The organism is Chlorogloea sp. CCALA 695 (assembly GCF_003003885.1).
Taxonomy (GTDB): domain Bacteria; phylum Cyanobacteriota; class Cyanobacteriia; order Cyanobacteriales; family Chroococcidiopsidaceae; genus Aliterella.
This window is the reverse complement of sequence record NZ_PVWN01000006.1, coordinates 1-20,934: the sequence shown is the minus strand read 5'-3', so window position 1 is coordinate 20,934 and position 20,934 is coordinate 1. Positions and strand designations below refer to the sequence as shown.

The 20,934-nt window shown below is 42.3% G+C and carries 25 protein-coding genes and 1 pseudogene; 14 read left to right on the top strand and 12 right to left on the bottom strand.

The window, feature by feature from the left end; all coding sequences use genetic code 11:
• Nucleotides 1–83 precede the first annotated feature (83 nt).
• Nucleotides 84–749, top strand: a complete 666-nt coding sequence (locus tag C7B70_RS04880; RefSeq protein ID WP_106367948.1) for a HEAT repeat domain-containing protein — start codon at nt 84–86, stop codon at nt 747–749.
• A 74-nt stretch (nt 750–823) separates the two neighbouring features.
• Nucleotides 824–1,390: a phycobiliprotein lyase gene (locus C7B70_RS04875; RefSeq protein ID WP_106367947.1), complete on the top strand. Its 567-nt coding sequence runs from the start codon at nt 824–826 to the stop codon at nt 1,388–1,390.
• A gap of 51 nt (nt 1,391–1,441) precedes the next feature.
• Here C7B70_RS04875 and C7B70_RS04870 read toward each other — a convergent pair whose 3' ends face one another.
• The 3 genes from C7B70_RS04870 to C7B70_RS04860 are packed head-to-tail and all read right to left on the bottom strand — an operon-like array spanning nt 1,442 to nt 2,848.
• The gene (locus C7B70_RS04870; protein WP_106367946.1) at nt 1,442–1,810 is read right to left on the bottom strand and encodes a XisI protein; all 369 of its coding nucleotides are present in this window, start codon (nt 1,808–1,810) and stop codon (nt 1,442–1,444) included.
• On the bottom strand, nt 1,798–2,262 hold the full coding sequence (locus tag C7B70_RS04865; protein WP_106367945.1) for an element excision factor XisH family protein: 465 nt from the start codon (nt 2,260–2,262) through the stop codon (nt 1,798–1,800). The genes C7B70_RS04870 and C7B70_RS04865 overlap by 13 nt, the downstream gene beginning before the upstream one ends.
• A 46-nt stretch (nt 2,263–2,308) precedes the next feature.
• The gene (locus C7B70_RS04860; protein WP_106367944.1) at nt 2,309–2,848 is read right to left on the bottom strand and encodes a hypothetical protein; all 540 of its coding nucleotides are present in this window, start codon (nt 2,846–2,848) and stop codon (nt 2,309–2,311) included.
• Between the two features lie 130 nt (nt 2,849–2,978).
• Here C7B70_RS04860 and C7B70_RS04855 point away from each other — a divergent pair, with 130 nt between their 5' ends.
• Genes C7B70_RS04855 through C7B70_RS04840 form a run of 4 tightly spaced genes read left to right on the top strand, consistent with a single transcriptional unit; the run spans nt 2,979 to nt 6,983 of the window.
• Entirely contained in the window at nt 2,979–4,016 is a 1,038-nt protein-coding gene (locus C7B70_RS04855; RefSeq protein ID WP_106367943.1) for an ABC transporter ATP-binding protein, read from the top strand.
• Nucleotides 4,017–4,829, top strand: coding sequence for an ABC transporter permease (locus tag C7B70_RS04850; RefSeq protein WP_106367942.1), 813 nt, complete (start codon nt 4,017–4,019; stop codon nt 4,827–4,829).
• A 4-nt stretch (nt 4,830–4,833) separates the two neighbouring features.
• Nucleotides 4,834–6,396, top strand: a complete 1,563-nt coding sequence (locus C7B70_RS04845) for a Gldg family protein (RefSeq protein WP_106368063.1) — start codon at nt 4,834–4,836, stop codon at nt 6,394–6,396.
• 23 nt (nt 6,397–6,419) lie between these two features.
• Nucleotides 6,420–6,983 carry a DUF4340 domain-containing protein gene (locus tag C7B70_RS04840; protein WP_106367941.1) on the top strand — a complete coding sequence of 188 codons (564 nt, stop codon included), beginning with the start codon at nt 6,420–6,422 and terminating at the stop codon, nt 6,981–6,983.
• Nucleotides 6,984–7,081: 98 nt separating this feature from the next.
• On the opposite strand, the gene C7B70_RS25855 is transcribed toward C7B70_RS04840, so the two are convergent.
• A complete protein-coding gene (locus tag C7B70_RS25855) occupies nt 7,082–7,342 on the bottom strand; it encodes a hypothetical protein (protein WP_146134007.1) in 261 nt (86 codons plus the stop codon).
• A gap of 95 nt (nt 7,343–7,437) precedes the next feature.
• Between C7B70_RS25855 and dxs the strand changes: the two genes are divergently transcribed.
• Complete coding sequence (gene dxs, locus C7B70_RS04835; RefSeq protein ID WP_106367940.1) at nt 7,438–9,342, top strand: 1-deoxy-D-xylulose-5-phosphate synthase; 1,905 nt, start codon at nt 7,438–7,440, stop codon at nt 9,340–9,342.
• A 32-nt stretch (nt 9,343–9,374) separates the two neighbouring features.
• On the opposite strand, the gene C7B70_RS04830 is transcribed toward dxs, so the two are convergent.
• The gene (locus C7B70_RS04830; RefSeq protein ID WP_199192062.1) at nt 9,375–9,773 is read right to left on the bottom strand and encodes a VOC family protein; all 399 of its coding nucleotides are present in this window, start codon (nt 9,771–9,773) and stop codon (nt 9,375–9,377) included.
• A 21-nt stretch (nt 9,774–9,794) separates the two neighbouring features.
• Here C7B70_RS04830 and mtnA point away from each other — a divergent pair, with 21 nt between their 5' ends.
• Nucleotides 9,795–10,859, top strand: a complete 1,065-nt coding sequence (mtnA, locus tag C7B70_RS04825; protein WP_106367939.1) for an S-methyl-5-thioribose-1-phosphate isomerase — start codon at nt 9,795–9,797, stop codon at nt 10,857–10,859.
• On the top strand, nt 10,860–11,366 hold the full coding sequence (locus C7B70_RS04820) for a GNAT family N-acetyltransferase (protein WP_106367938.1): 507 nt from the start codon (nt 10,860–10,862) through the stop codon (nt 11,364–11,366).
• On the opposite strand, the gene C7B70_RS04815 is transcribed toward C7B70_RS04820, so the two are convergent.
• Nucleotides 11,363–12,439 (bottom strand): ABC transporter ATP-binding protein, encoded by a 1,077-nt coding sequence (locus C7B70_RS04815; protein ID WP_106367937.1) that lies wholly within the window; start codon nt 12,437–12,439, stop codon nt 11,363–11,365. The genes C7B70_RS04820 and C7B70_RS04815 overlap by 4 nt on opposite strands.
• Before the next feature lie 92 nt (nt 12,440–12,531).
• Here C7B70_RS04815 and C7B70_RS04810 point away from each other — a divergent pair, with 92 nt between their 5' ends.
• Entirely contained in the window at nt 12,532–13,095 is a 564-nt protein-coding gene (locus C7B70_RS04810) for a Uma2 family endonuclease (RefSeq protein WP_106367936.1), read from the top strand.
• Nucleotides 13,096–13,108: 13 nt separating this feature from the next.
• On the opposite strand, the gene C7B70_RS04805 is transcribed toward C7B70_RS04810, so the two are convergent.
• A complete protein-coding gene (locus C7B70_RS04805) occupies nt 13,109–13,321 on the bottom strand; it encodes a helix-turn-helix domain-containing protein (RefSeq protein WP_106367935.1) in 213 nt (70 codons plus the stop codon).
• Nucleotides 13,322–13,439: 118 nt separating this feature from the next.
• On the opposite strand from C7B70_RS04805, the gene C7B70_RS04800 reads away from it, so the two are divergent.
• The 4 genes from C7B70_RS04800 to C7B70_RS04785 all read left to right on the top strand — a co-directional run bounded on the left by C7B70_RS04800 (nt 13,440) and on the right by C7B70_RS04785 (nt 17,559).
• Nucleotides 13,440–13,895, top strand: a complete 456-nt coding sequence (locus C7B70_RS04800) for a hypothetical protein (RefSeq protein ID WP_106367934.1) — start codon at nt 13,440–13,442, stop codon at nt 13,893–13,895.
• Nucleotides 13,896–14,043: 148 nt separating this feature from the next.
• Nucleotides 14,044–15,834, top strand: coding sequence for a translational GTPase TypA (typA, locus tag C7B70_RS04795; protein WP_106367933.1), 1,791 nt, complete (start codon nt 14,044–14,046; stop codon nt 15,832–15,834).
• Between the two features lie 67 nt (nt 15,835–15,901).
• Nucleotides 15,902–17,050, top strand: a complete 1,149-nt coding sequence (locus tag C7B70_RS04790) for a DUF58 domain-containing protein (protein WP_106367932.1) — start codon at nt 15,902–15,904, stop codon at nt 17,048–17,050.
• A 143-nt stretch (nt 17,051–17,193) separates the two neighbouring features.
• Nucleotides 17,194–17,559: a ferredoxin-thioredoxin reductase catalytic domain-containing protein gene (locus C7B70_RS04785; protein WP_106367931.1), complete on the top strand. Its 366-nt coding sequence runs from the start codon at nt 17,194–17,196 to the stop codon at nt 17,557–17,559.
• Here C7B70_RS04785 and C7B70_RS04780 read toward each other — a convergent pair.
• The 5 genes and pseudogenes from C7B70_RS04780 to C7B70_RS04765 form a co-directional block, all read right to left on the bottom strand.
• A complete protein-coding gene (locus tag C7B70_RS04780) occupies nt 17,549–18,652 on the bottom strand; it encodes a Gfo/Idh/MocA family protein (RefSeq protein ID WP_106367930.1) in 1,104 nt (367 codons plus the stop codon). The two genes, C7B70_RS04785 and C7B70_RS04780, sit on opposite strands and share 11 nt — an antisense overlap.
• Before the next feature lie 63 nt (nt 18,653–18,715).
• Nucleotides 18,716–19,495 (bottom strand): response regulator transcription factor, encoded by a 780-nt coding sequence (locus C7B70_RS04775; protein ID WP_106367929.1) that lies wholly within the window; start codon nt 19,493–19,495, stop codon nt 18,716–18,718.
• A 45-nt stretch (nt 19,496–19,540) separates the two neighbouring features.
• Nucleotides 19,541–19,672: a hypothetical protein gene (locus C7B70_RS28255; protein WP_255409312.1), complete on the bottom strand. Its 132-nt coding sequence runs from the start codon at nt 19,670–19,672 to the stop codon at nt 19,541–19,543.
• A 78-nt stretch (nt 19,673–19,750) separates the two neighbouring features.
• A pseudogene (locus C7B70_RS28615) lies at nt 19,751–19,912 on the bottom strand (catalase); the annotation flags it as partial.
• 97 nt (nt 19,913–20,009) lie between these two features.
• Nucleotides 20,010–20,759 carry a Uma2 family endonuclease gene (locus C7B70_RS04765; protein WP_106367928.1) on the bottom strand — a complete coding sequence of 250 codons (750 nt, stop codon included), beginning with the start codon at nt 20,757–20,759 and terminating at the stop codon, nt 20,010–20,012.
• Nucleotides 20,760–20,934 lie beyond the last annotated feature (175 nt).

Here is a 20,934-nt window from a genome sequence, read left to right as displayed (position 1 = left end):
CCTTTCCCTTGGTCTATGCGTTGACTAAGTAAAAAATGGTAATTCTAAAGTAAATAACAAGTAAAAAAGGTAATTTTAAATACATGGCTGAACTTAGCCTACAAGAGATTTCCGCGCAATTAGATAGTCAAGATTCACGCGATCGCATGATTGCCCTGGCTTCTTTACGTCGCTTCCCTTCGGCGGATGCTGTACCCTTAATTAAAAAAGTATTAAATGACGAGATATTGCAAATTCGTTCAATGGCGGTATTTGCTTTAGGTGTTAAACAAACTGACGAATGTTACCCAATTTTAGTAAAATTGCTGGAAACTGACCCAGATTATGGCATTAGGGCAGATGCGGCGGGGGCATTGGGCTATTTAGGCGATATTAGAGCTTTTGAGCCGTTAGTAAGGGCTTTTTACGAAGATACCGAATGGTTAGTTAGGTTTAGTGCGGCGGTGTCTTTGGGCAATCTTAAAGATGTGCGCGCCCATGACTTGCTAGTAAGGGCTTTAGATAGCGAAGAAGTAGTTTTACAACAAGCAGCGATCGCCGCTTTAGGTGAAATTAGAGATATAAACGCGATCGATCATATTTTGCGGTTTGTTCCTTCTACAGATTGGCTAACTCGTCAGCGATTGGCTGAGGCTTTGGGAAATTTGCCTAGCGATAAAAGTATTTCAGCTTTGAAATATCTAGAAAAAGATACCCATCCCCACGTTTCCCAAGCTGCAACGATTTCCCTAGGTCGTCTTGCTGCATAAGTAGCTAGGTACTTAGATTAAGCTACCTTAAAAGATGAACTTTAAAGTGATGTTAATATTTGCGATTTTGACTTATGAACATTCAAGAGTTTTTTGAACTGAGCGCAGGTAAATGGTTCTCGCACCGAACCAGCCACCATTTAGCTTTTAAGCAAGCTGAAGACGGCAAATCAGACATAACCATTGAAATGATGGCTAAAGACGATCCAGAAGTCATCAAACTTTGTCAGCAATACGAAGTCGATCCCGCCTTAGCAACCTGCGGCGCTAGAGTAAATTGGAATGGGACGATGGAATGGGACGAAGAAAAGCATACAGGTTCTACAGTGTTAGTCACTGTACCAGATCCGGGCGATCCTAGTCGCGGTAAATTACTGCGAGAAATGGGTTATGCCGAAAAAGCACCTGTAGCAGGTAGTTATATTATGGGTAGCGATGACGCACTCACGCTAACTACCGAGTACGAAACCATGTCGTCAGAAGAAAGGTTATGGTTCGCTAGTCCTAATTTAAGAATGCGAGTTAGTGTATTGAAACGCTACGGGGGTTTTAGTATGGCTTCCTTTACTTCCGAAATTCGCATGGGTGGATTAAAACCAACCCCTGAAACGGCAAGCGCAACGGTTACCCCAACTAATTAATTAGTAATTTTTTAGGGCTTACAGGCTTTTGTACGCCCTAATTTTAACTTCTTAAGATGCTGTGGCGAAGTCGGTGTATTGCCGCATTTTAGGTTCGTGGAACGCCAGTACAATATCAGCTTTATCAACGCCTGCGTTAACTAAATCCGTTGCAATCCCATCTTCCGTCCAATCTTCTTCGATCCAAAACTTACCATCCAGCAGTCGAACATAGACCGTTATACCAGTAATTCGAAGCCCTGCGTGCGCGCTTGCGCTATCGCCTTTTTGCCAACCAAGGTTCATCCAAATATAATGTCCGTTTGGCTCATCTACAATCAAGAATGTCTCAACATCTTGATTTTGGCGACGGTTACATAGTTGTACATACTCTGTCAAAATCCCTTTAATAATTGTGGAATAATCAGTTAATTTATCCATTGTTCAATTTCCTCTCTTTCTGTATCTACAATAATGAGTGGAAGTTGATGTTTGCTGAGGATAAGTTGCACCACATCTTGAGTAAAAAAGCTTTTGTAGACAACAGCACTAACAGCAATGTAAAGTCTGCGCTCTGGCGCTGTTTCCTCTAAAAGGTATCGATAAATATCATACTGACCGAGAGCTTCTTTTTTCTTAGAAAGCTTTGGGGAGGGAAACCGCTCCCCCAAACTTTCCGCCAAATCTTGGATTTTTGACGTACCAACAAAACTTTTAACTTCAACAACGAGTTTTTGATTGTTTCTTTCTGCTGCAATGGGGCGTTCAGCCCCAAGGTCTGCATACAAAGTTGTTCTACGATACTGAATGATATAAGGATCGTCCGTAATCGCCCAACCGTCATTTATCAATGCATTTTTTACTGCATTATGGATAATATCTAACTTGGGCATGGCTTAGTTGGTATTTATGTGCGCTACTTTCCATAGACTTACTAATCTACTGCGGTACTATCCGTGCGATCGCTTTCAATTTGCCGTAAAACTCATTAGTATCTGTAAAATACGGGCTAAATTGCTCGATTGGCTGGTTAGCAAGCTGTGGATCTTTAGCTTGACGAGTATTTTGTGTTAATAGCTTGATTTTCTCAATATCTAATTTTGGCGTGGGGACATTTTCAGGTATATTCGAGCGATTACTTTCAAGAGTTGAACGCTCTAATTTTCGCCACACATTATTAGAGAAATCACCGCAAACTAAACGCTCGAATTCGTGATTGAAGCGAAAATAAGCCTGTCCTTTACGCTGCCAAATAGTTAAAATTTGCTCTACCGAATTTGCCTTGTAACGCCCTTGATACAACGCTTCTACTACAGCCAAATAAATCCAGCGATCGCTATAGTCTTTTAACCACCGCTCTATAAGTAGATTTGTACTACAGTTATCCAAATCAAAACTGTAATGAGTTAATAATTTCTTTGCTAAGTCGATAGGCATTTCTAAAGTTTCTGTCAACATCGCATTTGCGGCATCAAGCAAATATCGTTCGCCTATAGCCTATCGTTAAATTACCTATATTTGGTACAACTAATACGGGAATTTTGCATCTGCGTTAACTATATACTCAGGAGCATTGTTAACTATTTCTGTTGGAGGTTGACCCAAAATCATGATTGAAGTGGAACATTTAAGTAAAAACTATGGCTCTACCCCAGGTATTCAAGACATTAGCTTTAATGTAGAACCAGGGGAAATTATGGGCTTTCTTGGGCCCAATGGAGCCGGAAAAACTACAACTATGCGGATACTAGCAGGATACTTGCCAGCTACCGCCGGAACTGCGCGCATTGCTGGTTATGATGTCCATGAAAATTCGTTATTAGTTAGACAACGCATTGGTTACTTACCCGAAACGCCGCCTTTGTACCCAGAAATGACTGTAGAAGGGTTTTTGTACTTTGTTGCTCGGATTAAAGGAGTAAGTGCAGGAAACCGCGCTTCGGCTGTTATAAGAGCGATAGAACGCTGCAATCTTCAGCAAAAGAGCAAAGTATTAATTCGCAAGTTATCGAAAGGATTTCGGCAACGAGTAGGCATTGCTCAGGCAATAGTACACGATCCACCAGTAATCATTTTAGATGAGCCGACAGTTGGTTTAGATCCTCGGCAAATTATTGATGTGCGAAACTTAATTAAAAGCCTAGCGGGTAGTCATACAATTATTCTGTCTACACATATACTCCCCGAAGTCAGCATGACTTGCGATCGCGTGACAATTATTAATGGCGGTAAAGTAGTTGTTACCAATACTCCAGCAGGCTTAGAAGCAAGTTTAGCTTCTGGTGTGGGGTACGAAGTTGAAATTGAAGGTGAAGCTGCTGAAGCTGTCAAGCAACTACAGTTTTTATTAGATGTGCGGCTGGTAGAAGTTACCCATCTAGAGAATAAGGAGAGAATACGCACGGTATTAAAAGTATCCTCAGAACCGGGAACTGAACCAGGAAGCGATATTGTTCAAGTGTTGGTAAATATGGGCATTAACGTCTATGAAATGCGCCGTACACGGGCAAGTTTAGAAGATGTATTTTTAGTAACGACGGAAGAAAAGTTAGAAACACCAGTTGCCAAAGAGCAAATAACCCCCACCTTAGAATCTAATGAGCCAACGTCTGTTGATGAAATAACTAGCGCCAAGGAGGAAACTTAGATGGGGATCATTTTGGGCAATATTATTGCTATTTACCGCCGAGAATTGCAGAGTTATTTTACATCGCCCTTAGCTTATGCGATCGCTACAGTTTTTTGGCTACTATCAGGATACTTTTTCGTCGCAATTTTACTTGGAGATCAAGGCATTCTTCAGCAAGTCGCCGCCGCCGAATTGCAAACCCAGCAAACTGGGCAACCTTTACCACCAATTGATGTTGCTTACGAATTTTTGCGATCATTTTTGAGCGTTATGAGTTCATTAGCTTTATTTATTTTGCCCATACTTTCAATGGGGTTGTACGCTGAAGAACGCAAGCGCGGTACTTTAGAACTCCTCGCCACATCGCCGATAACTAATTGGGCTGTAGCAGTGGGCAAATTGCTGGGAGTCGTAACGTTTTTTACAGTGTTGATATTACCCTTATTTGCTTACGAAGCGATCGCCTTTAGCGCCGCGAATCCCCCAGTTCCCCCGGCTATACCCTTATTGGGACACTTGGCACTAATACTATTAGCGGCGGCGATATTGTCGCTAGGGATGTTTGTTTCTTCTCTAACCGACAGTACAATTTTGGCGGCAATCATGACTTTTGGTTTAATTATGTTTTTGTGGATTATTGACGCAATTTCCCAAAGTATCGGCGGCTTTTTAGGCGCTGCTTTAGGTCATCTCTCCTTACTCAAACATTACAACAACCTAGTACAAGGCATTTTTGATACCAGCAGCTTAGTTTTATTCGCTAGTTACATTGTTTTAGGTGTATTTCTGACCGCTCAATCTATTGATGCTTTGCGTTTTCAAAGATCCTAAATTTATGAAAAAATATCGCCAATATCTAGTTTGGGTAGGCCCAATTCTAGCTCTGATGGGTATAACGGCTGGGCTTGTATCTAATAGTTGGGGCGCAATCCCATCAGGATTACTAATTGCAGCAATTGTTAGCAGCAGCTTGTGGCTGATACTCTACTCCTCGCATCGTGGGTTAAATAAACGCGATGGATATAGTGAAAATGATTCCCCCCGGCGTATTTCGCGCTCAACCCAATCGGGAACTAATGCTTTTGTAGCGACGCTATCTGTATTCGTAATTTTAGGATTGATAAACTTCCTTGCTGTCCGTTATCCCACGCGGGTAGATTTGACTGAAACTGGGCTATATACCCTTGCTCCTCAATCGCGCCAATTGGTAAAAAGCTTGCTTCAACCTGTTAAAGTCTGGATATTTGAGCGAGATGGCAAGCCTGAAGATCGAGCCTTATTAGAAAACTACCGCCAGCAGGGAAAAAATTTCAGCTACGAGTATGTAGATCCCCAAATTCAATTAGGACTTGCCCAAAAGTTTAACGTCCAAAGTCCCGGCGAAGTTTATTTAGAAGCCGGAAACGAGCGAAAATTGTTGCCAGGCTCTAACGAGCAGCCTTTGACAGAAATTCGATTGACAAACGCTTTGCAACAAATCACCACTAAATTTAGCGCCCAAGTTTATTTTGTGCAAGGTCATGGCGAACAACCCTTAACCGGAGAACAAAATAGTCTGTCTCAAGCTTTAAGCGTATTAGCAGAAAAAAGCTACACTACCCAAGCTCTTAATTTAGCCCAAACAACTATTCCTGAAGATGCCACCGTAGTTGTATTAGCGGGTGCTAAACGGGGTTTATTGCCGTCGGAAGCTACGTCTTTAAATGATTACCTCAATCGAGGTGGTAGTTTATTTTTAGCCATCGATCCCATGATTAATCTAGGAATTGATAGTTTGCTCACAAGCTGGGGCGTAACTTTAGATAACCGTTTAGCTGTAAATCCGGCGGGTGCAGCCGTAGGGCTAGGGCCGGCGGTAATTTTGGTAGATAATTATGGGCAACATCCCATTACTAAAGATTTTGGTAACGGGATATCGTTGTATCGCGGTGCTAGACCGATTGAAACAAAAATAGTTGCAGGAGTGCAAGCAACTCCTTTGTTGCTGACAAGTAGTCAAAGCTGGGCAGAGAGCGACTTAAAAGACGAAAACTTAAAACTTGATCCCGAAAGCGATCGCCCTGGGCCCTTAACCCTAGGTGTGGCGATGAGTCGTCAAGCTACAACTTCGAGTAACAGCAAGCCTTCGGAGTCGCGTTTGGTTATCATTGGCAACTCTGACTTTATTACCAATAATCAATTTTCACAGCAGTTAAATGGCGATGTATTCATCAATTCTATAAGCTGGTTAAGTAAGCAAGAAGGAGCATCACAGCTTTCTGTGCGTCCCAAAGAAGCAAAAAATCGCCGCATTAATTTGCAAGCGGCTCAGTCTAATATTTTAAGCTGGACTGCTTTAGGTTTCATCCCGTTAATTGGGCTAGTTAGTGCAGTTATCCTGTGGTGGCTGCGTAGATAATACTTTTTTACTCCTGACTCACCATGAAGTTACCAAAGACAACTTTGATTTTGCTGTTGTTAGCACTAGGACTAGGAGGTTTTGTTTATTTCTATGAAATTAGAGGCGCAAGCCAAAGACAAGAAGCTCAATCTCAAAGTGAAGAAATTTTTGCTTTTACTGAAGGTGATGTAAAGTCCTTTACAATCAAAAATCAAGCCGAGACGCTAAAATTTGAGCAAATTAATTCAAAATGGCAGATGAAAGAGCCTAAAGATACGCCAGCTAGTAACGCCTCGGTTGCTTTCTTGTTAAATTTGCTGGAAACAGGAAAGAGTAATCGTACATTTTCTGTTCCTACTACACAATTAGCAGAGTATGGATTAACTCAACCATCTAGTGCGATTTCTATTACTTTAAAAAACGCCGAAACTCATCAATTGATTTTGGGCAAACCTGACTTTAACCGCACCTATCTATATGCTTTAGTCGATCCTCCAGCTAAATCAAAGGGTAATGTCAACGTGCTATTAGTACCTCCAGACTTTGCCAATGCTGTAAATCGGCAGCTATCAGAATGGGAAAGTTCAGATAATTCTCCTAAGTAGTCCTAGTGCCGCCAGTGCTTTCAATCTTAGTAGTTAACACCGAAAAGAAGTAAAGCAAACAATGATGTTTGAAAGCCGGATTTATCTAGTTACTTATATTACTTTGAGGGCGGCGGATTTGATGTTGGTAGGACGGTAATTAGTTGGAAAAATAATACTTGCGCCGCCGTCCTTTTAATAAGTTTGGGGCGGCTATTTGGTTTAGTCGGTTTAGGGGGAAAAATGAAAAGGGCGAGAATGTCTACATATCTGGTGACTTTTAAGGCGATGCCGCAGCGTGTTACTTTACGCCGACAACTAAAAAAGCTCGGCTTTTCACTCAAAGCAATGAAAAAAGTTCTAAAGTGAAAGATGGACATACAATTGCTAGGTGCGACCTTATCCAAATTTTATGCGGATAGAGTTTCAATAGCGATCGCACCCAATAGATAAAATCAGCGAGAGTACCCCCCCTATGCACCTGAGTGACATCACCCATCCAAACCAGTTGCACGGTTTATCAATCCGCCAATTGCAGCAAATCGCTCTTGAAATTAGAGAAAAGCATTTGCAAACTGTCGCCACAAGCGGCGGACATCTCGGCCCAGGTCTGGGTGTGGTAGAACTGACACTAGCGCTTTATCAGACATTGGATCTAGATTACGATAAAGTTGTTTGGGATGTAGGTCATCAGGCTTATCCACACAAACTAATTACTGGACGCTACGATCGCTTTGACACCCTGCGGCAAAAAGACGGCATTGCAGGCTACCTCAAACGCGGTGAAAGTAAATTTGACCATTTTGGAGCCGGACACGCTTCTACAAGTATTTCAGCCGCCTTAGGGATGGCATTAGCGCGAGATGCTAAGGGCGAAAAGTTTAAAACTGTAGCTGTAATTGGTGATGGCGCTTTAACGGGCGGGATGGCATTAGAGGCAATCAACCACGCCGGACACTTGCCCAAAACTAATTTGCTTGTAGTGTTGAATGACAATGAAATGTCAATTTCTCCCAACGTAGGCGCAATTTCTCGTCACCTGAATAAAATGCGCCTTAGTCCTCCAGTGCAGTTTATTTCTGACAATCTCAAAGAACAAGTCAAGCAGTTACCTTTTGTTGGTGATTCGCTCTCTCCAGAACTTGGACGACTTAGAGAAGGTATGAAGCGTCTAGCTGTGCCAAAAGTTGGCGCAGTATTTGAAGAATTAGGCTTCACTTATATGGGGCCAGTAGACGGTCACAATTTAGAAGAATTAATCGCTACTTTCCAGCAGGCACACCAACATACGGGGCCTGTAATTGTTCATGTATCTACAGTTAAGGGTAAAGGATATGCGATCGCCGAGCAAGATCAAGTAGGCTATCACGCTCAGTCGCCGTTTAATCTTAGCAGTGGCAAAGCTAACCCCTCTGGCAAACCAAAACCCCCCGGCTACTCAAAGGTATTTGCTCACGCCTTAGTAAAACTCGCAGAAAACAACCCCAAAATTATCGGGATTACTGCGGCTATGGCGACAGGTACAGGGTTAGATAAGTTGCAGGCAAAGTTACCCAATCAGTACATTGATGTAGGAATTGCCGAACAACACGCCGTCACCTTAGCGGCGGGGTTAGCTTGCGAAGGAATGCGCCCAGTTGTAGCAATATATTCTACTTTCTTGCAACGTGGCTATGATCAAATTGTTCACGATGTTTGCATTCAAAAATTACCTGTATTTTTCTGCTTAGATAGAGCCGGAATTGTGGGCGTAGACGGCCCTACTCATCAAGGAATGTACGATATTGCTTACTTGCGTTGTTTGCCTAATATGGTGCTAATGGCTCCTAAAGATGAAGCAGAACTACAAAGGATGATTGTTACTGGTGTAGAACATACAGAGGGGCCGATTGCCATGCGATATCCTAGAGGTAACGGCTATGGCGTACCTTTGATGGAAGAAGGCTGGGAAGCTCTACCTATCGGTAAAGGTGAACTTCTGCGTCAAGGCGATGATGTGTTGCTAGTTGGTTTTGGTTCAATGGTTTATCCAGCAATGCAGGTTGCGGAAATTTTGAGCGAACATGGTATCGAAGCAACGGTAGTAAATGCTAGGTTTGCTAAACCTTTAGACACCGAGTTGATTTTACCTTTGGCTAAACAAATTGGGCGCGTCGTTACGTTAGAAGAAGGCTGTCTAATCGGTGGCTTTGGTACGGCGGTAGCGGAAGCGTTGTTAGATGCGGATGTAGTTGTTCCAGTGAAGCGATTAGGCGTACCTGATATATTAGTCGATCATGCCGAGCCAAACGAATCTAAAGCAGATTTGGGTTTAACAACTCCCCAAATGGCAAAACAGATACTGGATGCTTTTTTCAGCAAGCAGCCATCGGTGGTTTAATTCTTAGGTAAGAGGGTGAGTAATCCTCACCCTTATACATAGTTAGAAATTTCAATTAAATTGCCATCAGGGTCGCGTATGTAGATTGATTCGATCGTTCCTATAGCTCCCGTTCTGCGTACAGTTTTCGGTTCTAGCAATTCAACATTCAAGGAAATAAGGTAATCTATTACTCGATAAAGAGGAGTTACGGTAACTAAACAAATGTCTGCCGAACCAGGAGTAGAATTTAGAGCTTTTGGCGCGAATTCTTTGCCCACTTGGTGCAGGTTAATTTTTTGATTGCCAAATTGTAATGCTTTGCGATCGCCCCCAAAAGTAACCACTTGCATTCCGAGAACACGCGAGTAAAAATTACAAGTAGCATCGATGTCACAAACAGTAAGAACAAAATGGTCAATTCGCTCAATCTTTATTAAGTTTACGTCCATAAACACATTACAAATACTTTTATGATGGCTCAAAATACACAAGTTTATCCGGTAATTTGGTCTGAAAATGCGGTATGGCTAATCGATCAGACGCGCTTACCTAACGAATACTCCCTAGTAGAAATTCATCGCAGCGATGATATGGCGCAGGCTATTAAAACTATGATTGTTCGCGGTGCGCCTGCAATTGGCGTAGCGGCGGCTTATGGAATGTATTTGGGAGCAAGGGAGATTGAAACCCAAGATAGAAATTATTTTTTGACACAGTTAGAAGAAGTTGGTCAGTTATTGCGTTCTACTCGTCCGACGGCGGTAAACTTATTTTGGGCGATCGCCCGAATGCTACGAACAGCCTACGAAAGCATTGGTACTGTAGGAGAAATTAAAGAAATTCTCCTCAAAACCGCTCAAACAATCAATTCGGAAGATTTGCAAACTTGTCATGCGATCGGTGATTATGGTTTAGCCGCTTTACCCGCAACTCCAAATAAATTAAACTTGCTAACTCACTGCAACGCCGGAGCTTTGGCAACGGCTGGCTACGGTACAGCCCTGGGTGTAGTGCGTTCTGCTTGGCGTGAAGGACGTTTGACCAGATTATATGCCGACGAAACCCGTCCTCGCCTCCAAGGGGCAAAACTCACCGCTTGGGAGTGTGTAACCGAAGGTATCCCTGTAACAGTTATAACTGATGGCATGGCGGCGCATTGTATGCAGCGTAAAATGATTGACGCAGTTGTAGTAGGAGCCGATCGCATTGCAGCAAACGGAGACACCGCAAATAAAATCGGTACTTATAATCTGGCTTTAATTGCTAAAGCTCACAATGTACCCTTTTTTGTAGCCGCACCTTTATCTACGATTGACTTTGAACTAGCGACAGGTAGCGAAATCCCGATTGAAGAACGCGATCCAGTCGAAATTTATCAAATCGGCGAGACAATTATCACTCCTGAAGGTGCAGAGTTTTACAACCCAGCCTTTGATGTTACTCCCGCCGATTTAATTACCGCCATCATTACCGAACACGGAGCTTTTGCACCTAGTCAATTACACGCACAACTACATCAAAAACAATTGACTTAAATGCTAATCCGCTCTGAACAACCATCAGACTATCAAGAGATTTCTGAATTAATTTTGCAAGCGTTTGAGCAGGATAACGAAGGAAGGCTAGTACAGGAGATTCGTAAGAGCGATCGCTATATCCCTAATCTTTCCTTAGTAGCGGAGGTGAACGACGTTATTATCGGTCACATCTTATTTAGCTATATAGATTTAGTAAATGATGTAAATTACAAAGTTCTTGGTTTAGCTCCTTTAGCTGTGCGATCGCAGTTTCAAAAACAAGGTATTGGTAGCGCTTTGGTACGAGAGGGTTTAACAAGAGCAAATGTAATGGAGGAATCTATAGCGATCGTTTTGGGACATCCTCAGTTGTATAACCGCTTTGGGTTTAAGCCATCGGTTGGCTACGGTATCGAGTCTCCCTTTCCAGTACCAGAAGATTATTTTATGGTTAAGCCACTCAATAGCTATCAAGATACCCAGAGAGGAAAAGTTATTTATCCACCAGCTTTTGCAGGAGTTTAAGGATATAGAGCATTCCCCGTAATTGGATCGAATACAAATAATTGGTTTAAGTCCAATTCTAAAGATATGCGATCGCCCATTTGCGAAGTCTCATCTCTCCCCCCTTGCACATTTATCTGAATTCCTACTATCTCTGCGCGAATTAAGGTTTCTCTCCCTAAAGGCTCTAATACCTTTACCTCCACAACTAAGCCATCTTTAGCTGCTTGGTTGATATAAATATTTTCAGGACGAATCCCCAAATCAAAACTCTGTCCCTCCGCAGGGTTTAATGTTTCCCTGATACTTTCAGGACAAACTAAAAATTGATTACCAACCTTAAAACTATTATTTGTATAAATTGCCGGAATAATATTCATGGGTGGATTGCCTAAAAAAGTTGCCACCATTCGATTAGCAGGTTTGGCATAAATGCTCTGCGGTGCGCCAATTTGCTGGATTTTACCGTTATTTAATACCACAATGCGATCGCCTAATGTCATCGCCTCGGTTTGATCGTGGGTAACATAAATAGTTGTAATCCCTAACTGTTGGTGCAATTGCTTTAGTTCAACCCTCGTATCGTCTCTTAATTGAGCATCTAAGTTAGATAAAGGTTCGTCTAGTAAAAATACTTGAGGTTGACGCGCGATCGCTCTCCCTAATGCTACTCTTTGTTGTTGTCCCCCCGAAAGCTGTTTTGGCTTACGTTCTAGCAAGTGTTCTAAAGAGAGACTTTTTGCAACTACTGATATTCGCTCTTTGATAGTTTTAGGATCGGCTTTTCGCATCTGCAAACCAAAGCCAATATTCTCTGCTACTGTCATGTGCGGATACAAGGCGTAGTTTTGAAAAACCATTGCTACATCTCGCGCCCTTGCCGGAATATTATTAACTAAAGTATCGCCAATATATAAATTTCCTTCTGTTGCCGATTCTAACCCGGCGATCGTCCTTAAAACCGTAGACTTACCGCAACCTGACGGCCCAACTAATACCCAAAATTGTCCATCGGGAACAGTAAATGTAATGTCTTCAATCGCCGTAACGTTGTTAAATCTGCGTTTAATCCCTTCTAGTCGCACATTTGCCATGAGAAAAAATCCTAAAGTTGTTGCGATCGCTAAATAAATCCAACATAGCAGACCGATATACAATTTAAAGATGTCTTAACCACAGCATAGTTATGGATACTGCACAACCTGTATCAGCGATTTCTGATGAGGAACTGATGCTAATGAGTTCCGCAAATCCACAACTGCGATTTGAACGTAATGCCGATGGTACACTCGTAACTATGCCCCTAAATGGCGCAATTTCTAGCAATAGAGAAGCTAAAGTAGGAGCTTATCTACTAATTTGGGTAGAAAAACACGATTTAGGCGAAGTTTTTGGTTGTAGTGCGGGTTTTAAATTAGCAAATAGTGCAGTGAAGTCGCCTGATGCTGCTTTTGTTGCTAAAGATCGTCTACCCCCAGAATGGGATCAAGGCGAAGACCGATTTTTAGATTTAGCGCCCGATTTAGCTATTGAAATTCGCTCCAAAAGTGATAGCTTAGCTCAACTTCAAGCCAAGATGCAGGAATACATTGCTAATGGTGTCAAACTTGGCTGGTTAATAGATCCTCAAAACCAGCAAGCCTTTGTTTATCGTAGTGATTTATCCATCACCCAATACCCAGCTACAGCAATTTTAAGTGGTGAAGATGTTGTACCTGATTTTACAATACCATTGAAATCTTTACTATAAAAACGATCGCACTTTACTCCTTTACTACCTCAAACAAATCTTCCATCAATACATCAAAAGTTTGAGCTAATTTTTGTAGCGCCGTCAGATCGACAGTTGATCGTTGAGGTAAGCGTACATAGGTTTTTACCGTACTATAAGGAACTCCCGAACGATCTGCAACTTCCTTGATTGTCCAGCCCTTTTCACCAGCAAACTCTTTAATTCTTAGTTTGACCAAGCCCATTGTTGACAAAAGGTGAGACTTCGCCTTTAATAATTTAATAGCTTAAAAAGCGATCGCCCACGTCTGACAAACTAAGTGCGATCGCCTTACACAAACCCATAAATGGGAGTTAATTAACATGATACCAATAGAACACAAAGAAGCCAAGTATATTAATCCACTAGCGCGTTTTGTGACGGTGGAGGCGATCGCGTTACTTATAAAAGTAGATATTACTCAAATTAAATATATTCGCTGCTGGGCGCGTGTAGTGTTGGTAGTGGGCGTAAAATTTAGTAGATTTGTTAGTTATGCCGATTTACCGCCAATTTTAGCCGCAGAAGCGCCAAATACTGCCGATATTATCCGGTGGCGTAAGCGCTGGAACAAAAACACTCGCCAAGCACCCCAGTTTTGGTTAGAGTTTTACAAACAAAAGTTTGAGCAAGCTGTTAATGTTTCCCAAGTGTACGCTTGGGGACAAATTGTTGGAGTAGTAAAGTTTGGCTTGTCGTTAGTAACAGTGCAAAAATTGAGGCATTTTTATAGCGATACTAAGGCAAAGTTAGAAAATGTATTACTAATGGCAGCGTAGGTGAAAAAGCAGCCGTCAAACAAAATAGCTGTTTTGGGAGTAAACAAGCTACAATCTATTAAGGATTCTTTACAGATAGATGATTTTGGTGAGAACTCTGTTAAAGAATACCAGCCCTTATAAAAACTAAGTTCTTAGTCCTTATTTTATGACGATTCCCATTCGCAACGTTGCTATTATCGCCCACGTCGATCACGGCAAAACGACGCTCGTTGATGCTCTCTTGCGCCAGTCTGGCATATTCCGAGAAGGAGAAGAAGTCATTGATTGCGTGATGGACTCCAACGCCCTAGAAAGAGAGCGGGGCATTACAATTTTGTCTAAAAATACCGCCGTTCGCTACAAAGATACGCTAGTTAATATTGTTGATACTCCCGGACACGCTGATTTTGGCGGAGAAGTAGAGCGCGTATTAGGGATGGTAGATGGTTGCATCTTGATTGTAGATGCCAACGAAGGCCCCATGCCTCAAACTCGCTTTGTCCTAAAAAAAGCTTTAGAAAAAGGACTACGCCCAATTGTAGTAGTCAACAAAATCGATAGACCTCAAGCTGATCCTCACGGTTCGGTTGATAAAGTATTAGATTTATTTTTGGAACTAGGCGCGGATGATGACCAGTGCGAGTTTCCTTACCTGTTTGCGTCAGGACTAGCTGGCTACGCCAAAGATGATTTAGAGCAAGAATCTACGGATATGCAGCCGCTATTTAATGCGATTTTGCGCCACGTACCCCCACCAATTGGGGATGTAAATAAGCCTTTGCAGTTGCAAGTAACAACTCTAGATTATTCTGACTATCTAGGGCGGATTGTAATCGGCAAAATTCATAACGGTACAATTCGCGCCGGACAGCAAGCAGCATTAATTGTTGAATCTGGGGCAATTGTTAAAGGTAAAATCAGTAAATTGATGGGCTTTGATGGATTAAAGCGGATCGATTTAGAAGAAGCCAGCGCCGGAAACATTGTGGCGGTAGCAGGTTTTGCAGAAGCAAATATCGGTGAAACCATAACTTGTCCCAACGAACCCCTTGCTTTACCATTAATTAAAGTAGACGAGCCAACGTTGCAGATGACTTTCTCTGTAAACGATTCGCCCTTTGCTGGACAAGAAGGTAAATTAGTTACGTCTAGACAAGTACGGGATCGCTTATTTAGAGAATTAGAAACAAACGTTGCTCTGCGCGTCGAAGAAACCGATTCGGCGGACAAGTTTGCAGTTTGTGGTAGAGGCGAATTACACTTAGGGATTTTAATTGAAACTATGCGCCGCGAAGGTTACGAGTTTCAAGTATCTCAGCCACAGGTTATTTACCGCGAAGTCAACGGACAACCTTGCGAACCTTACGAATGCTTGGTATTAGACGTACCAGAAGAAGGCGTTGGTAGCTGCATCGAACGTCTGGGACAGCGTAAAGGCGAAATGCAAGATATGCAAGTAGGCGGTAACGGACGTACGCAACTAGAATTTGTAATTCCCGCTCGTGGTTTGGTTGGTTTTAGAGGCGAATTTATGCGCCTAACTCGTGGTGATGGCATCATGAACCATAGCTTTTTAGATTATCGTCCCCTATCTGGCGATATTGAAGCTCGACGCAATGGCGTGTTGATTTCCTTTGAAGAAGGTGTTTCTACGTTCTATTCCATGAAAAATGCTGAAGATCGAGGCATATTTTTCATTCACCCCACAACAAAAGTCTACAAAGGTATGATTGTCGGCGAACACAATCGTCCTCAAGACTTAGAAATAAATATCTGCAAAACTAAACAGCTAACAAACCATCGCGCGGCGGGTGGCGATGAACTGGTACAGTTGCAAACACCTTTGGATATGAGCTTAGAACGAGCTTTAGAGTACATTGGCCCAGAGGAATTAGTGGAAGTAACTCCTAAATCTATTCGTTTGCGGAAAGTAAGTAAAAAGCTAGTTAGAAAATAAATCTTGACTAAGCTGATAATCTAAAAAGGTGGGTAATGCCCACCTTTTTTATAAGCATCTACCAATTATGAATATTGCCAACCGTTTTAGCAATTGGTTAGAAACTCACGCTGTTAAACCGGATTATAGTGGCTGGGTATTAGCAGGCGTAGCGATATGTTTTTTTGGTGCAGCAATTAATACTATGGCAGGGTGGCTGTATGTAATTAGCGGCTTGAGTTTTGCCATTTTGGGAATAGCTATTATTTTACCAAAGCGAAGTCTTAGAGGCATTTCTATTCGTCGTCAACCTATTCAACCTGTAAGCGCCGGGGATGACTTGACGATCGCCTTAGAAATAAGTAACCAAACACTTCAATCAAAAACTTTATTACAAGTCCAAGATATTTTACCTTTTGTGCTGGGAAAACCCGTAAAAACAGCTATAGAGGCGATCGCTCCTGAAACTTCCTACCGTTGGGTTTACGAACTACGCGCGTCACGCCGAGGCGTGTATCAATGGCAAACAGTCAGGCTGCGGACGGCTGCACCTTTGGGCTTATTTTGGTGTCGGCGCGATCGCAATTCGACCGCCAAGGCGATCGTTTATCCGCACGTATTTACCCTAACTCACTGCCCTTTAATTGATGAGATTGGGCTTGAAGACAAGCAAATAGCAAATAGTCAAAAGCGCTCCCAGTCATCAACTTCTGGCATTACCCGCAGTTTGCGCCCTTACCGCATGGGCGATCCTACCCGTCTAATTCACTGGCGTACCAGCGCCCGTTACGGCGAACTACGAGTACGAGAATTAGAAGTAATTACAAGCGGACAAGAAATAGTTATTTGTTTAGACAGTGCGGGTTCTTGGCAAAGCGATAATTTTGAACAAGCAGTGACGGCGGCGGCTTCTTTGTATTTTTATGCCGTGTCAAAACAGTTGAATATAAAATTGTGGACTGCAAGTACCGGATTAATTAAAGGCGATCGCCCGGTTTTAGAAGCTTTAGCCGCCACAAACGCCACTATCGAAGCTATTAATAGTAATTTGCCGCCTCATCCCTTAATTTGGCTGACTGAAAACCCCCAATCCCTCGATATTCTTCCCCTTGGTAGTCGTTGGGTACTGTGGCAAAATAGTTCTGAGCCTAGCAACTTAGAAAATCGACAATTCCCAGGGTTAACAATTCAGGCCGATCAATCCCTGCAACTACAGCTACAAAAAACCTTAATTTGACTAACTCCGCCTGTTAATAAATGTTTGGAGGTTTTTTAGTTAGTTGCGATTAATGGAGACTTTCGCCATTAATCCTCATACTTCAAACATCCTCTAAGCTAAAATGCTTAAATAGCAACTCCTCACTAATAAGCGCCTTTACTATGGATTCCCAAGAAAACTCGAAACTATCGACTGACAAAAACCTAGAAGCCATGTGGCAGTTTTCCCAAACTTACGCCAAACGCACCGGAACTTATTTTTGTGCTGAACCTTCAGTAACGGCAGTAGTTATCGAAGGACTTGCCAAACACAAAGACGATTTGGGCGCGCCCTTATGTCCTTGTCGCCATTATGAAGACAAAGAAGCCGAAGTTCATGCTACTTTTTGGAACTGCCCTTGCGTACCGATGAGAGAGCGCAAAGAGTGCCATTGTATGCTGTTTCTCACCTCCGATAATGACTTTGCTGGCGAAAAGCAAGACATATCTTTAGAGGAAATCAAAACTGTTCGAGAAACTATGGTCTAAGAAAATCAGCCAATTTTGGCACGTCTACCCAACGGCGCGTTTGGTGAGATTGATGGGCAATATCCATCAATAATTGGCTGTAAACTCCTTCTTTAAAAGAAGGTGCGAGGGAAATACCGCGCTCAATTCCTTGCACCCAATTGTCTACTACCCTGATAAAAGGGGCAATGCGTCCATCGGTGTAAGTTTGGTTAAAAGCTAAACGCTGGGGAATTTCTAGTTGTGTTAGAGGTTCTCCATTAAAGCTTGCCCACAAATGAAAACCATGGACGTAATCTTTTTGATTATTGCTGCCTAATACTAAAGTACCGCGATCGCCATATATTTCTACCCAATGCCCTCTTCCTTGATAAGTACAAGCGCTAATAGTTACTTGGCAAGGTATACCATTAGCAAGTTCTAGCATCAACATACAGCTATCGTCAGCATCCACTGGTTGCATTTTTCCCTTACCGTCGGGGCGCAAACTCACGGCTGTACTTAAATGAGCGCACAACCTTTCTACGTCGCCAAACAGCCAGCTAATATAATCAAAGGTATGGGAACCCAAAGCACCCAACGCACCCCCACCTAAATCTTTACGGGCGTACCAATTCCAGGGCTTTGTAGCGTCGGCGCGGCTAGGTACTAACCAATCTATCTTAATTAAGCGTTGTTGCCCTACATAGCCTGCGGCTAAGAGTTCAGCTAAATACTGCCAAGCTGGGACAAATCGAAATTCAAAATCTAAGGTAGCAACAACATTTTGCTCTAAAGCGATATTGTATAATTCCCGTGCTTCAACCGCAGATAATGCTGTCGGTTTTTCTAGCAATAAATGCTTTCCGGCGTGCAATACAGTTTTTGCCATGTCGTAATGCAAAAATGGCGGCGTAGAAATACTCACAGCCTGTACTTCTTTCAATGCCAAAACTTCCTCAATACTGGTGCAAAAGTAAGGAATATTGTAAGTTTGAGCGATACTTTGAGCTTTGGCTGCGTCTTGGTTGTAAACTGCTACAACTTGAGTGTGTGGATGTGCTTGCAAGCCGGGAATATGGACTTTTTGCCCGAATCCCGTACCGATTACAGCTACATTAATTGGCGATCGCATAGATTGAATTTATAGCAAGAACAATCTATATTTTGAACCGCTAACACCGCAAAAATTCAAACTTTAACGCTGATTTCTGACGGCGGTAGATTGAAAACTTTTAAGTTGAGTAGTTGTCGGCTGATACTTTACTTCATAAGTGGAAGAAGTTTTAGGCTCAATAGCTTCCATATTGAACCTATAACCAACATTACGCACAGTTTGCACCAAACTCGGCGCTCTGGCATCTATTTCAATCTTTTTGCGTAGGGACAAAACGTGTGTATCAATAGTACGCGGGTTGTCAATGGCATCGGGCCAAGCTCGGCGGAGCAATTGGGAACGACTTAAGGCTTCTCCACTAGCTTGAGCTAGTACATATAATAAGCTAAATTCTTGAGGAGTTAAATCTATAAATTCGCCTTGAAAGCGGACGCGACGCTGGATTAAATCAATTTGCAAAGTCCCATAATCTAGATAAACTGGAGCTATAGGAGTACGTTTGCGCCGTAACATTGCGTCTACTCTTGCCATAAACTCTTGCATTCCAAAAGGTTTAGTTAAGTAGTCATCGGCTCCCGCTTGCAAACCTGTAACTATATCTATTTCAGTATTTCGTGCTGATAACATTAAAACTAATGGTTGTTGTTGCAACTGCAACCATCGGCAAAATTCTACCCCATCACCATCAGGCAAATCAGAATCTAGAATTACCAAAGTTGGTTGCCCAGTTAAAAATATTTCCCTACCTTGAGCTAGGTTAGCAGCTTGATACATTCTGTAACCTACTTGTTGCAAGTGCCAACTCAATAGACTTCGCAGATGCGGATTACCTTCAATAATTTCAATTGCAACCAAACCCACAGTTCGTATTCCTTTGCGCTTTCACTAATCAACATAACAAAGCTATTAACCAGGTTTTGTAACCATCGCTACTCCTAACTGATGAGGATTTGTAAAAGCCGATATCAGCAAAAATCCTGTGGGTAAAAATTGCTTAGTTGCCCACAGTACGTGAGATTCGCGATCGCTCCCAATCAAATTAGCTGACTCCTTCCCTGTAATGCACTCTAAGCCCTGACGGGTTTTGAAGTAAAATTTGCACCAAACCCGCTTACCTTAATCATTTATAAACGAGAGCGTATGACTACCGTAGCCGTTTATGTGGCGGTAACTAGCAGGCAATCCGCGATCGCTAAACAAAATTGTAATCTGGTGTAACGATTTTGGATTGAGCGACAAAAAATCCCACTGCATATTGGCATCGCGCAAATTTGTTTTTTGAGAACCTTTAGCTAAACTATTTTAAAGCGCTTACTCTAGTAGCGGTTAATGCAATATTACTCGTGTTAGCGCATTACCAAGAGTTGTATTATGCTCAATTAGGCAAATTATCCGGGTCGATACCTTGAGATTGTAAATAGGCAATTATTCGTTCCTTTTGTTGACGTTCTTGTTCAGCGCGTTGACGTTCTTGTTCAATCTGTTCTACTGCCCACAGTAACAAGTTATCTGCTTCATCCCACCACCGCAACCAATAGCCTGTTCTGGCTTCTTTTGTACCTTGCCAAGTTCCTAAAAATAACCCCATCTCATTAATCCAATGACGACCATTCTCATCTGGTTGCTTTAACTGGTAGCGTCCATTTTCGAGTTGATAAAATTCAAGCAAACCTCCATCCGGCTCAAAAATTATATAAATGGGAACTTGTAAAATTTGCTCGTAGAAAAACCATTTTCCTGGTGGATAGGTTGGCTTTACTGAATATTCTCTATCCTCTGTATCTGATAAAAATTCCATTACCACCGCCGGAACATCACCTTCCAAAGTTGGTGTGTAGCTGCGGCGATTAGCTAAAATCTGATTTACACGAGCAATATAAACCCAGTCCGGGGCTTTAGCAATAAACTGTCCGTTAAGCGTTGCACAAAGACCAAAATTTGAGGCGACAAGCATCTGAGGTTGAATAAAACCAATAATTTCTAGACTTTCGCGCAAAGCACCAGCCAAGAGTGGCTGACCTGTATTCTCCACTGGGTCATCCTCTAGGTGAAAATCATTGGGTAATGCTTCCCAAGTGATTACAAGTTTAGTTGCAGATTTGGTTTCACTAATCTGGGCGGTCATACAATACTGCCTAATAGCCAATTTGTTTTTATTTTATCGCTCTTGGTTTGACGTGCTAAATAAAACTTTGATTGCAGCAATTGGGCTAATCATCAAAGGTTAGAGTCGATGGGGGCTATTATGCTCCGCACCTCTCTGTTAGATCCAGACGTGAAGCTTTCGCCTCATCTGGCTC

Excerpts from the sequence above, each read along its gene's own strand:
- C7B70_RS04805 (WP_106367935.1), bottom strand. The coding sequence starts at position 13,321 with ATGGGCTTGGTCAAACTAAGAATTAAAGAGTTTGCTGGTGAAAAGGGC.
- C7B70_RS04830 (WP_199192062.1), bottom strand. The coding sequence starts at position 9,773 with ATGGACGTAAACTTAATAAAGATTGAGCGAATTGACCATTTTGTTCTT.
- typA (WP_106367933.1), top strand. The coding sequence starts at position 14,044 with ATGACGATTCCCATTCGCAACGTTGCTATTATCGCCCACGTCGATCAC.
- C7B70_RS04780 (WP_106367930.1), bottom strand. The coding sequence starts at position 18,652 with ATGCGATCGCCAATTAATGTAGCTGTAATCGGTACGGGATTCGGGCAA.
- C7B70_RS04785 (WP_106367931.1), top strand. The coding sequence starts at position 17,194 with ATGGATTCCCAAGAAAACTCGAAACTATCGACTGACAAAAACCTAGAA.
- C7B70_RS04880 (WP_106367948.1), top strand. The coding sequence starts at position 84 with ATGGCTGAACTTAGCCTACAAGAGATTTCCGCGCAATTAGATAGTCAA.
- dxs (WP_106367940.1), top strand. The coding sequence starts at position 7,438 with ATGCACCTGAGTGACATCACCCATCCAAACCAGTTGCACGGTTTATCA.
- mtnA (WP_106367939.1), top strand. The coding sequence starts at position 9,795 with ATGATGGCTCAAAATACACAAGTTTATCCGGTAATTTGGTCTGAAAAT.
- C7B70_RS04855 (WP_106367943.1), top strand. The coding sequence starts at position 2,979 with ATGATTGAAGTGGAACATTTAAGTAAAAACTATGGCTCTACCCCAGGT.
- C7B70_RS04800 (WP_106367934.1), top strand. The coding sequence starts at position 13,440 with ATGATACCAATAGAACACAAAGAAGCCAAGTATATTAATCCACTAGCG.
- C7B70_RS04845 (WP_106368063.1), top strand. The coding sequence starts at position 4,834 with ATGAAAAAATATCGCCAATATCTAGTTTGGGTAGGCCCAATTCTAGCT.
- C7B70_RS04810 (WP_106367936.1), top strand. The coding sequence starts at position 12,532 with ATGGATACTGCACAACCTGTATCAGCGATTTCTGATGAGGAACTGATG.
- C7B70_RS25855 (WP_146134007.1), bottom strand. The coding sequence starts at position 7,342 with ATGTCCATCTTTCACTTTAGAACTTTTTTCATTGCTTTGAGTGAAAAG.
- C7B70_RS04815 (WP_106367937.1), bottom strand. The coding sequence starts at position 12,439 with ATGGCAAATGTGCGACTAGAAGGGATTAAACGCAGATTTAACAACGTT.
- C7B70_RS04875 (WP_106367947.1), top strand. The coding sequence starts at position 824 with ATGAACATTCAAGAGTTTTTTGAACTGAGCGCAGGTAAATGGTTCTCG.
- C7B70_RS04790 (WP_106367932.1), top strand. The coding sequence starts at position 15,902 with ATGAATATTGCCAACCGTTTTAGCAATTGGTTAGAAACTCACGCTGTT.
- C7B70_RS04840 (WP_106367941.1), top strand. The coding sequence starts at position 6,420 with ATGAAGTTACCAAAGACAACTTTGATTTTGCTGTTGTTAGCACTAGGA.
- C7B70_RS04820 (WP_106367938.1), top strand. The coding sequence starts at position 10,860 with ATGCTAATCCGCTCTGAACAACCATCAGACTATCAAGAGATTTCTGAA.
- C7B70_RS04765 (WP_106367928.1), bottom strand. The coding sequence starts at position 20,759 with ATGACCGCCCAGATTAGTGAAACCAAATCTGCAACTAAACTTGTAATC.
- C7B70_RS04850 (WP_106367942.1), top strand. The coding sequence starts at position 4,017 with ATGGGGATCATTTTGGGCAATATTATTGCTATTTACCGCCGAGAATTG.
- C7B70_RS04865 (WP_106367945.1), bottom strand. The coding sequence starts at position 2,262 with ATGCCCAAGTTAGATATTATCCATAATGCAGTAAAAAATGCATTGATA.
- C7B70_RS04870 (WP_106367946.1), bottom strand. The coding sequence starts at position 1,810 with ATGGATAAATTAACTGATTATTCCACAATTATTAAAGGGATTTTGACA.